Below are 9,078 nucleotides of genomic sequence, written 5' to 3'. Positions count from 1 at the left end.
CAATTTTATCGATCTCATCGATAAACACAATGCCTCTTTCCGCTTTTTCCACATCGTAATCGGCAACCATAAGAAGCCTGGAAAGAATGCTTTCCACATCTTCTCCTACATATCCTGCTTCGGTAAGGATGGTAGCATCCACAATGCAGAACGGAACATTCAGTTCCCGTGCAATGGTTTTTGCCAGCAGGGTTTTCCCCGTACCGGTTTCCCCGATCATGATGATATTTGATTTTTCCAGCTCCACTTCCCTGTTTTCATCCCGGGCATGAAGCAATCTTTTGTAGTGGTTGTACACAGCAATCGAAAGCTGCTTTTTGGCCTGGTCCTGTCCAATGACATACTGATCCAGAAATTCTTTGATTTCCTTTGGCTTTTTCAGTTCTTCTATATTCTCCGCCGGCGAATATCCGGATTTTGAGCCGCTGTCCTTTACAATGGCATGAGCCTGCTCGATACAGTTTTCACAAATGAAACCGTTCTGGCCGGAAATCAGCATCTGTACTTCATTTCTCTTTCTTCCGCAGAAAGAACACTGGTTTGAATTCATTTTCTTTATGATATCTTAATATATAAGGCAATAGAGTAAGAAACCCGTAAAAGCCTATTTTACGAGTCTCGGTTTTTTATGAATTGATGATGGATTTCTGAATTTCTCTGTATTCTTCATCCGTTAACTTCAGTCTTTCATTTCTGAAATTCATATCTTCCACCTGCTTCAGGGGGATCAGGTGAATATGGGCATGAGGCACCTCCAGTCCTACGACGGCCACTCCTACCCTTGTACACGGTATTGCGTTCTTTACTTTCTTCGCCACTTCCTGCGCAAATCCCCAAAGATTCTTGTATTCTTCGCTTTCAAGATCAAAAATCAGGTCGATTTCTTTTTTAGGAACTACCAATGTATGGCCTTTCACCAGGGGCATGGCATCCAAAAACGCAATGTAGTTTTCGTCTTCTGCGATTTTGTAAGAAGGAATATCACCGTTGATGATCTTTGTAAATATGGTACTCATTCTATCGGAATTTAGGATTCATGATAAGCAATAATTCAGCCGCAGGCACATCGGTATTTTTATAATGTAATATCAAGCACTTCAAAAGAAAGCTTGTTTCCGTTAGGCAATATGATATCGGCCGTCTCACCTACCGCTTTTCCCAGCAGTCCTTTGGCAATCGGTGTATTCACGGATATTTTCCCGGTTTTCAGATCGCTTTCATTGTCAGGAACCAGCTTGAAGACCTGCTCCTGCTTGGTGGCGTTGTTTCTCAGCCTTACCGTAGTAAGAATAGAAACCTTGGAAGTATCCAGCTGACTTTCATCTATAATCTTTGAAGTGGAAATTACATCTTTCAGTTTGGAAATTCTCATTTCAAGCATTCCCTGGGCTTCTTTCGCTGCATCATATTCTGCATTTTCAGACAAATCCCCTTTATCTCTGGCTTCAGCAATCTGCTGGGTAATCTTTGGTCGTTCTATTGTCTCCAGCTGTTCCAGCTCAGCTTTCATTTTATCGAGTCCCGCCTTTGTAACATAGCTTGCCATAATTTTCAAAATTTAGTTTTAGTATAAAAAAATAATCCGACATTTGCCGGACAATGTTTTCGATATGTAATCGTTTAATTTTTACAAATATATAAAAATTTAAATTGAAATGAAAAAAATTTTCTCCATCTTCACTATAATTATCCTATTGATTTTCAGCAATCTATCTATTAACTCATGCGGGACGCGCGAAGACACCGTAAGCTGCTTCCCCAGCAATCCGATTAACGTTTCCCTAAACCTGAACCTTCCTGCCTACTATGCATTGAACCAGGTAGGCGGCTGGGTATACATCAACGAACAGCAGTCCGGTACCCGGGGCCTGATTGTGGTAAGGGCGTCCGACACGACTTTCAAGGCCTATGACCGGAATGCACCCCATACCTGCCCCGATACCAATACAACGCTGGAGGTACAGGATAATATCCGCGTGGTCTGCCCGAAAGACAATGCCCAGTGGATCCTGCTTACCGGCCAGCCCACGGCGGTAGCCAATGTTCCGCCTAAGACTTACCTTTACAATTATGATCCTGCAGGAAAAATCCTAAATATTTATTTTTAAGGAAATGAAAACCGTAATACAGAGAGTCTCTGAATCCAATGTGAAGGTAGACGGGAAAATGGTAGGCCAGATAGGAGCCGGCCTTATGCTGTTGATAGGAATTGACGAAAATGATGAAAAGGCCGATGCCGACTGGCTGGTACAGAAAATTCTGAATCTCCGTATTTTCGGGGATGAAGACGGAAAACTTAATCTTTCGGTGAAGGATATCGGAGGAGAAGTTTTATGCATCAGCCAATTTACCCTGATTGCCGATTATAAGAAAGGAAACCGCCCGTCTTTTATCAAAGCGGCCAGACCGGAAAAGGCTATCCCGCTTTTTGAGTATTTCAAAGAGGAGATCGCAAAATCCGGACTGAAAACGGAAAGCGGAATTTTCGGGGCTGATATGAAAGTTTCCCTGGTCAATGACGGCCCGGTCACCATCGTGATGGATTCCGTTACCAAAAGCTAAAAATAAAGCAAAGAAGCAGGATGGTCAAATCAGGATTTCAATATATGGATCTGATCTCAGGAATCTCAATAAACAGTAGTCCCGGAATACATTTACGGTTTCTTCTTAACCCGCTCTTCTGATTTCCGCTTCGGGTATAGATAACATTAATGACCTGCAGTCTTTCTGAACATTGAAATTATCGCATAAAACATTACCTTTGCGCAGATTATAATTTACATCAAAAATGAAAAAAACATTAGTTACTTTGGTCCTGCTGACAGGATTCAATCTATCTTTCGCCCAGAAAAGCTATACGGATGACCAGAAGGCATCCTATTACATCGGTCTTGATATTGCCCAGAACATGAAGAGACAAGGCTTTAAAGTGGATGCAGATCTGATGGCGCAGGCCATGAAAGATGAATTTTCCGATAAGCCGGCACTTTTCCCGAAAGAAGAAATGGGAACATTCCTACAAGGTTTTATGCAGAAACAAAATGAAAAGAGAATGGCTGAGGAGAAAGTGAAAGCAGAAGAAAACAAAAAGAAAGGCGCTGATTTCCTTGCTAAGAATAAACTGAACAAAAATATAAAAACCACTGCCAGCGGCCTTCAATATGAAGTGCTGAAAGAAGGTGACGGCAAAGCCAAACCTACTGCTGCCAGCACCGCTACCGTAACGTATACCGGAAAACTGATGGACGGAACCGTTTTCGATTCTACGGATAAAAACGGCGGAAAACCGATCGAGCTTAACCTTTCGGGTGTTATCAAAGGATGGACGGAAGGAATCCAGCTGATGAGCAAAGGAGCCAAATACAGGTTCTACATCCCTTCTGAACTTGCTTACGGAGACAACGGAGCCGGAAATGTAATCCCTCCTGGATCGACACTTGTTTTTGATGTGGAACTGGTCGATTTTAAATAAGAAACCAGCAGAATTTCTCTGATTATACAAACAGGCTGTCCTCCGGGACAGCCTGTTTTCATTTGTGGATTTGGGGTTGACGAAAAATTGAGTGTTTTAAAGCTTCAGTATATTATATTTGCTTCCATGGTTATTTCTTAATGACTTTCCGGGTGAAGCTGCCTTTTTGTGTGATGACCTTAAAAATATAGTTTCCTGCCGGTACATCATCAAGCATAATCTCCTCTGATGCAGAACCTGTTCCGGAATGCCTTTTTACCAATCTTCCCTGCATATCAAACATGCTTACCGATGAGATTTCCGAACCGGCATTGATCTGCACTCTGTCTTTCGCAGGATTCGGATAGACTGTGACTTTTTCACGATCGGCAGTCTTTTCACTCACAGAGAGAACCGCGTTGCTGCAGTTTGATCCTACATTGGCCAGGGGAAGCATATCCTGGAAGTAGTTTACTTCCGTATAAGAAGGATCTCCAGGATTAATTGCACTGTCATCTGCACACACCGACTGAATGTCCGGATTATTCTGAAGATCCGTAAATTCATTATATATTCCGTTTTTCACGAATAGGGTGTGGATGTTGTTATCGGAAGCATTAACGGATGGAATCTGGGTATTATTCAGGTTCAGAAAAGTGAGTTGGTTATGGCTGCAGTTCAGGGAGTGGTTACTATTAAAGTAATCCATGATGGCATTCGGATTACTCACCTCAGGCAGGACAGGACTTACAAAAGACGTCATGGAATTATAGCTCATGTTGAGGATGTTGATTTCCGAGGAATCGCTGATATTAAGAGAATTCAGGTTATTGTTGTTACAGTTGAAAAACTGCGTTACAATATTGGGCACATTCAGCATTGTAAGATTATTATAGCTACAGTCGAAATACTGTATCACGAAAGAACCGTTTACGGCCAGTGAATTCAGCTGATTGTGGCTGCAATCGAAATACAGGCTTGGTTCCGGAATCGCCGATACAGGGACATTAGGCATTTTCACCAGCGTCAGGGTTCCGGCATTCAGGGAGGTCAGGTTATTGTAACTGCAGTTCAGGAAATTGGTGGTAAGGTTGGCAATATTTAAATTGGTAAGGTTGTTATGGCTGCAGTCTACCCCACCTTTATAATGCGTCAGCGTATTGGGTCCTGACCCAAGATAATAGGCTTCACCGGTAATATTCAGCCCGCTGAGATCGAGGGAAGTGAGCAGGTTGTTGCTGCAGTCCAATATATGAAGGTTGCTGCAGCCGTTCAGGATGAGGGTGGTCAGCTTGCTGTTGCTGCAGTCCAGTTCATAGATATCGCTGTTCTGAAGGTTGAGGTAGGACAGCATGTTTTTATTGCTCAGATTCAATGCGATCTGACTGAAATTTACATGATTGAGATCAAGGTACTCAATATTCGGGCCTACATTGATTCCACCGTTGTTCAATGTATTATGTGATGCATTGATCCATTTGATGGAAGACATATTCAGCAGATACAGCTTATCGATAGCATTATAGCTGCAATCCAGGGATTCCAGGTTTACGAAATCCGTGATCCCGTCCATGGAAGCGACGGCAGAATTGTTTACATCGAGGCTTTTTACCTGGGCTGCTTCCGTCTGCTGTATTTCACCGTCCCCGTTGGCATCCACGGCAAAATAGTTTCCGGCTGAATTTTTCGCTACGGTATTAGCCGGGCTGGAAGAAAGGATTTTTGCTTTAAGATTTGCATCCGGAATAGTGACATTCTGGGCTAACACTGCCTGCCCGGATATGGCGAGCAACGTAAAGAGATACAGTTTCTTTTTCATAAGGTTTGTGAGTTTAATGTATTTACAAAATTATTGCAAATACAAATAATCCTGTTTACGAAACCTGTAGATTAAATTCTACAGAAAGTCTGATTTTTAATACAATAACCGTCACAAAACCTTTCCGGTCTAAAAAAAAGTGCCTTTCCAACAGGGAAAGACACCTTCTAAATAATAAATAAACTTTATAAAAAATTAATTTGCAGGAATACTGCTGAAATTAAGAGCTATTCTTAGGTTCATATCCGAGCTGGTCTGGTTTTTCAGCTCATACACTGTTCTAACGGTAAGTCCGGTACTTTTTACCACTTCATCAAGAAATCCTGAATTCTCAACATCCAGGTTAATGCTGGAAGCATCACTCGAGATATTTGATCTTGAAGCCACCAGCCGCTCTCCGGTTCCGCTGGAAGAAATATACACCTTAATAGATTTGAATGCATTGAGGCTTCCTCCGGAAGGGGAAACTACCGAAACCTTAGCTTCCGAAATCCTGACATCTTTTATATTGGCATTATTATTCCCACCAAACCAGGTCTGTACGTTAGAAGCCGTTGAAGATGAAGACACTTCTTTACCTGCCGGAACGCCGGTAGATACCAGAACATTTGCTGTATACGGAAATGTATTCTGAACCAGCGACTGTACGGTACCGCAGCTTACCAATGCCACCGAAGCTATTGCCGCCGTTAAAAATATGTTTTTCATAATGAGAGATTTTAAATTTTCTTTGCAGAAATTATACCAAAATACGGCCGTTATTCCACTGCAACGGTAAAGCTTCCTTTGGTTTTTCCCGAAGCCATATTACTTTTGCCGATGATCAGCCAGACTTCTCCTTCCCCTTTTACATTATAGGTGATTTCCCTGCCGAAAGGCCCGTCATAGTCACCGTTGGGAAGCCGGATCTGGTTGAAGCGGATGTTAAAGTCCTTTTCCTTCGTTGAAATAGCAGCCTTGATATCGGATTTGCTGAAGCCCGTGATTTTCAGGATAAATTCCTGGCCGTCGGTTGTGAATTCCTCACCCAGGCGTACCGGCAGCTGGGCAGCATCGATGGTTCTTGTAATCTGTCCTTCTTTTACTTCCCGCATTACTCCTGTACGCAGGACTTCTTTCGTTTTGGGCGCATTGTTGATGATGGAATCCTTCATCCGTACGGCTGCCGAATCCGATTTTTCCACAGGACCCGGGTTTTCTGAAACAACAGTTGAGTCTTTCTTCTGATTTACCGTAACTTCAGGATCTTTCTTACAGGATAAAAGCGCTAACGGAAGGAGAAACAATACCTTTTTCATAATTGAATTTTTAATAATTAGTATCCGGTTCCTTATTCCGGAACATCAGAATGAAGTTCAGAGCAGAACCGTTGGTTTTTTTAAACTTTATCATGCAGCCAAAACCGTTCCATCAGCGATTATACAGTCATAAAACAGACCTACGGATGACGGATGATTTCCCGTGTGCCGCTGCCCCTGACATATTTAATCATAAAATACATAAAATTCAGCATGATGCCCATAAGGAAGGTCACACCCCAGGTTTTTGTATATTCGGAAGGGTTCATAATTCTCAGGACAATGTCATTGAACAGGCCGAAAGGATTGCTGATGACATCCCAGCTGTTCCATCTTAAAAATCTTCCAAGATAGACTCCAAAGCTGGACAGAAACAAAAAAGCGATGGCAATGCCCGTGACTGCCGGCTTCCTGAAATACCGGAGCAGCAGTTTCTCGAGATCCAGCAGGCTTATGAATCCGCAGAACAGTCCGGTCCAGGCATAAGACAGGATCACCACCAGGTCATACCATACCGGAACCGAACTCCTGGTTCTGAGATGGAAGAGGTCTGTAAGAATATAAGGTGAATTCGGGAAAAACAGAATCCAGATGACAATAGCCAGGGGAAGCAGAAACCGGCTTCTGCGGTGTCCCGTTCTCAGGAAACTGCTGATGAGGAAAGGAATCCACGCAAGAAAGAGGTTCCAGTTGAGGAAAAGGAAAACTTTTGTTTCACTGATGTAATACCTGAAAATGGAGAGGCTGAAACAGAACAGCGTCATCAGTACAAGCAGTACGGTCACTTCAAAACGGTCATTGTCTTTTAATGTTTTAATCATATTCATAATTTTTTTTGTGGGTCATTACCATCTTACCGGATGTTTTTATAATACAATATCCAGGAAAAGAAATTTTCCTGAGGCCGCGCCTGAATTTTCCTGATGATCTCTTCTCTCAGCTTGGTGTCCTGTTTTCCTGCGGCATATTCAAGCAGTTGATTTTCGCTGAAATTAATCTGCGTCAGGTGGTAATTCAAAGCAAAGTCTCTTCGTTTGCTATTTTCTGCGGTGATGATTCCGCCCCAGTTGATGTAGCTGCAGATCAGGATTGTTCCGTACAGATACCAGGCTATTGTATTGAAAAGAAAGGCATTCTTTTTCCTGAAATGTATCTTAATGAAAGTCATCACCAGCCCGATCAGGGAAAGAGTCAGGAAAGCGTATACGCCGAGCCTCTTATAAGTGAATCCGTGATGGATGATATACTCTGAGTTTTTAAGCATAGCGGAGATGACAAGAACAGCATTCAGGACAATCCAGGTTTTCGCCAATACTTTCATAAAGCGGGCTTTAGGATCGAAATTAAAACCGGATTTAAAATAGAACATTATCACGAAAATCGACATTATAATAGAAACGATGACGGCATTTACCTGTTCGTGGGTTTCCTCAGAAAGCTGTACCGGGGTTTTTACCTGTTCATAGAACTGTTCGTAATTGTAGGCAATGATAAAAAATACCAATAAGATATTGAGCGCAAACAGAGATACGGCTCCGCTGATTCGTTCGGAATCCAGATCCAGGAAAGAATAAGTAGGCTTTGGTATTGCCTCATGCTCCCTGAAATTGTTTTCCAACATACGGTTGTTCTTGTAGATCAGCCTTTCAACGGTGTAATTCCAGTAGTTGAATGCAATGAAAAACCCAAGCATGGTAATAACAAAGAGTTGCCATATATCGATATCCAGTTCCCAGTCTGTGAAAAGACTGGCAAAACGATCGCTTCCTGCTGCGTAGATTCCGAAAAAGACAGATACCAGTACAAGAGGAATGAAGATGAATGCCAGGATTTTCTGCCATAATCCGGACATATTCCTTTTCGGCAGCCATTCATCGAAACTGAAGACCCGGCAGAATGAAGTGAAGAAATTTACAATGACTACCGGAATCAGCAGCAGGATCTTCATGCGCCTGTTCCGGGAACGGTATCCCAGCAGCAGCAGCGAACTTACCACGGCCAGGAAAGAAGGAAAATCACCATACCAGGCAAATGCCGTTCCCGACAAGACCGTGGTAACCATAAGCAGCATGAAAGTCCTGCTCCGGTTCCGCAAAGGTGTTCTGAAAAATGTCAGAACAGCATAGACAACGGAAAGGATTCCGAGGTTCAGCCCCGGGCTCTGGTTGTAAAATAAAAGAATGAACAAGGCCGTAGTAAGCAATATATAATGATGTGTTTTCATGTTTTTAATCTATAGTTTTATGAAAATAAAGAAGTAAATAAGAGCGACCGGGATATTGAGGAGCACAAGCAATGCTGAATTCCCATGGGATTTCCTGTTGTCCGCACAGGTAATAAAAGCAAAGAGTTCTGCCAGGAACACAATCATATTGATAATACATGCAATAATGATATAACAGAATCCGAGGAATACAAAGAGCCATGACCCGGTGACTTCAAACATCAGTAAAAGAATGGTGCCGGCGAGCCAGGAAATAAGAAAAGTGTTCTTACCCAATGTGCTTAAT

Annotated in this window: 12 protein-coding genes; 3 read left to right on the top strand and 9 right to left on the bottom strand. The window is 42.5% G+C overall.

Features of this window, described 5'->3' with window-relative positions:
- The 3 genes from QZ735_RS05375 to greA form a co-directional block, all read right to left on the bottom strand.
- Positions 1–550 (bottom strand): ClpX C4-type zinc finger protein (locus tag QZ735_RS05375; RefSeq protein WP_294245242.1); only part of this gene is annotated, 550 nt, incomplete at its 3' end.
- Positions 551–626: 76 nt separating this feature from the next.
- Positions 627–1,016 carry an HIT family protein gene (locus QZ735_RS05370; RefSeq protein ID WP_294245240.1) on the bottom strand — a complete coding sequence of 130 codons (390 nt, stop codon included), beginning with the start codon at positions 1,014–1,016 and terminating at the stop codon, positions 627–629.
- A gap of 59 nt (positions 1,017–1,075) precedes the next feature.
- The gene (gene greA / locus QZ735_RS05365) at positions 1,076–1,546 is read right to left on the bottom strand and encodes a transcription elongation factor GreA (RefSeq protein WP_294245236.1); all 471 of its coding nucleotides are present in this window, start codon (positions 1,544–1,546) and stop codon (positions 1,076–1,078) included.
- A gap of 109 nt (positions 1,547–1,655) precedes the next feature.
- On the opposite strand from greA, the gene QZ735_RS05360 reads away from it, so the two are divergent.
- The 3 genes from QZ735_RS05360 (at position 1,656) to QZ735_RS05350 (ending at position 3,472) form a co-directional block, all read left to right on the top strand.
- Positions 1,656–2,108 (top strand): hypothetical protein, encoded by a 453-nt coding sequence (locus QZ735_RS05360; protein WP_294245233.1) that lies wholly within the window; start codon positions 1,656–1,658, stop codon positions 2,106–2,108.
- Positions 2,109–2,112: 4 nt separating this feature from the next.
- Positions 2,113–2,562: a D-aminoacyl-tRNA deacylase gene (dtd, locus tag QZ735_RS05355; RefSeq protein ID WP_294245230.1), complete on the top strand. Its 450-nt coding sequence runs from the start codon at positions 2,113–2,115 to the stop codon at positions 2,560–2,562.
- A gap of 226 nt (positions 2,563–2,788) precedes the next feature.
- A complete protein-coding gene (locus tag QZ735_RS05350) occupies positions 2,789–3,472 on the top strand; it encodes an FKBP-type peptidyl-prolyl cis-trans isomerase (protein WP_294245228.1) in 684 nt (227 codons plus the stop codon).
- Between the two features lie 130 nt (positions 3,473–3,602).
- Here the strand turns inward: QZ735_RS05350 and QZ735_RS05345 are convergent, their stop codons facing one another.
- The 6 genes from QZ735_RS05345 to QZ735_RS05320 form a co-directional block, all read right to left on the bottom strand.
- The gene (locus QZ735_RS05345; RefSeq protein ID WP_294245226.1) at positions 3,603–5,270 is read right to left on the bottom strand and encodes a T9SS type A sorting domain-containing protein; all 1,668 of its coding nucleotides are present in this window, start codon (positions 5,268–5,270) and stop codon (positions 3,603–3,605) included.
- Between the two features lie 195 nt (positions 5,271–5,465).
- On the bottom strand, positions 5,466–5,978 hold the full coding sequence (locus tag QZ735_RS05340; protein WP_294245224.1) for a hypothetical protein: 513 nt from the start codon (positions 5,976–5,978) through the stop codon (positions 5,466–5,468).
- Positions 5,979–6,028: 50 nt separating this feature from the next.
- On the bottom strand, positions 6,029–6,568 hold the full coding sequence (locus QZ735_RS05335; RefSeq protein WP_294245222.1) for a hypothetical protein: 540 nt from the start codon (positions 6,566–6,568) through the stop codon (positions 6,029–6,031).
- Between the two features lie 140 nt (positions 6,569–6,708).
- Positions 6,709–7,389, bottom strand: a complete 681-nt coding sequence (locus QZ735_RS05330) for a DUF1361 domain-containing protein (RefSeq protein WP_294245218.1) — start codon at positions 7,387–7,389, stop codon at positions 6,709–6,711.
- Positions 7,390–7,421: 32 nt separating this feature from the next.
- Positions 7,422–8,792, bottom strand: a complete 1,371-nt coding sequence (locus QZ735_RS05325) for a DUF4153 domain-containing protein (protein ID WP_294245216.1) — start codon at positions 8,790–8,792, stop codon at positions 7,422–7,424.
- Between the two features lie 9 nt (positions 8,793–8,801).
- Positions 8,802–9,078 (bottom strand): hypothetical protein (locus QZ735_RS05320; RefSeq protein ID WP_294245213.1); only part of this gene is annotated, 277 nt, incomplete at its 5' end.

It is taken from the genome of uncultured Chryseobacterium sp. (assembly GCF_913776365.1).
Taxonomy (GTDB): Bacteria; Bacteroidota; Bacteroidia; order Flavobacteriales; family Weeksellaceae; genus Chryseobacterium.
Note: the sequence above shows the minus strand (reverse complement) of the source record. Positions and strands in the feature narration are given on the sequence as shown.

Bases quoted from the DNA above. Each gene is read 5' to 3' on its own strand.
- QZ735_RS05350 (WP_294245228.1), top strand. From the start codon at position 2,789: ATGAAAAAAACATTAGTTACTTTGGTCCTGCTGACAGGATTCAATCTA.
- QZ735_RS05345 (WP_294245226.1), bottom strand. From the start codon at position 5,270: ATGAAAAAGAAACTGTATCTCTTTACGTTGCTCGCCATATCCGGGCAG.
- QZ735_RS05370 (WP_294245240.1), bottom strand. From the start codon at position 1,016: ATGAGTACCATATTTACAAAGATCATCAACGGTGATATTCCTTCTTAC.
- QZ735_RS05335 (WP_294245222.1), bottom strand. From the start codon at position 6,568: ATGAAAAAGGTATTGTTTCTCCTTCCGTTAGCGCTTTTATCCTGTAAG.
- QZ735_RS05360 (WP_294245233.1), top strand. From the start codon at position 1,656: ATGAAAAAAATTTTCTCCATCTTCACTATAATTATCCTATTGATTTTC.
- greA (WP_294245236.1), bottom strand. From the start codon at position 1,546: ATGGCAAGCTATGTTACAAAGGCGGGACTCGATAAAATGAAAGCTGAG.
- QZ735_RS05340 (WP_294245224.1), bottom strand. From the start codon at position 5,978: ATGAAAAACATATTTTTAACGGCGGCAATAGCTTCGGTGGCATTGGTA.
- dtd (WP_294245230.1), top strand. From the start codon at position 2,113: ATGAAAACCGTAATACAGAGAGTCTCTGAATCCAATGTGAAGGTAGAC.
- QZ735_RS05325 (WP_294245216.1), bottom strand. From the start codon at position 8,792: ATGAAAACACATCATTATATATTGCTTACTACGGCCTTGTTCATTCTT.
- QZ735_RS05330 (WP_294245218.1), bottom strand. From the start codon at position 7,389: ATGATTAAAACATTAAAAGACAATGACCGTTTTGAAGTGACCGTACTG.